At 61.2% G+C, this 1141-nt stretch carries 1 protein-coding gene; it reads left to right on the top strand.

What is annotated here, in order from left to right:
• The first annotated feature begins 193 nt into the window (after positions 1-193).
• The gene (locus tag AC1DTN_RS37250) at positions 194-1123 is read left to right on the top strand and encodes an IS110 family RNA-guided transposase (protein ID WP_477925102.1); all 930 of its coding nucleotides are present in this window, start codon (positions 194-196) and stop codon (positions 1121-1123) included.
• Positions 1124-1141: the final 18 nt, after the last annotated feature.

Below are 1141 nucleotides of genomic sequence, written 5' to 3'. Positions count from 1 at the left end.
TCATTCCTGTGCTTGTCACAGGAATCCTGTGTGTTGGAACTGTGGTAGAAGGGTTGCGGGCGGAAGGCCGTCGGAATCCTGGTCGTGAGAGACCGTTTGCTGGCTCTTGGTCCTCCGCCCGCTTCAAAATCCCAACCTGAACAGTTGATTGAGGCCGTTGCCGCGGACCTCGTAGCACAGGATGAGGCTTGCCATGATACACCCTGTTTTCATCGGATGCGACGTCGCCAAGGCGCATCTGGATCTTTTCGATAACCAGACCCAGAAGCATGTTCGCATAGCCAATACCTCTGAGGCCATCGCCGCCTGGCTTGCGACGCTGGCCGAGCGTGACGTCACGGTCATCCTGGAAGCGACCGGACGTTATGACAGGCTGCTGTGCGTCGCGCTCGAAGACGCTCATCGGCCCTATTGCCGGGTCAATCCGGCCAGAGCCCGCGACTTTGCCAAGGCGCTCGGCCTTTTGGCCAAGACCGATGCCATCGATGCGCGCCTGCTGGCCCTCATGGGCCAGACGCTTTCGCCGCCCGTCAGCGTGCCTCCCGATCCGTCGCGCCGAAAGCTTTACGACCTGCATGGCCGGCGCGATCAGCTGGTGGCCATGCGCCAGCAGGAACGCACCCGCCGCAAAGGCGCCGATCCCGCCCAACGCGCCAGTATCGAAAGCCATCTCGTCTGGCTCGATGCTGAGATCATCAGGATCGAGCAGRCGTGCCGCGAGCACGTGCGGGCAGACCGGGTCATGAGCGAGCAGAATGCCAGGCTTCTGTCCATACCGGGTATCGGAACGGTGACGGCCTTCACACTGCTTGCCCACATGCCGGAACTGGGCGGCAGTTCGCCAAAGGCGCTGGCGGCGCTGGCCGGCCTTGCGCCCTTCAATGCCGACAGCGGCACCAAACGCGGGCAACGCCACATCCGAGGTGGGCGAAAGCGGGTGCGCGACGCGCTCTACATGGCGGCTTTCGTTGCACATAGGTTGAATACACCATTCGCCAGAACGGCTCAGACCATGGCTGCCAAGGGCAAGCCCTTCAAAGTCATGATCATCGCCATCGCGCGAAAAATCCTCGCCACCGCAAACGCTCTGATAAGGGACAAAACGATGTTCAATCCAACCTGACAAACACAGTTGCCAGTC

It is taken from the genome of Rhizobium sp. 01T444 (assembly GCF_056398305.1).
The sequence above is the reverse complement of the archived record's forward strand: the minus strand, read 5'-3'. Positions and strand labels throughout refer to the sequence as shown.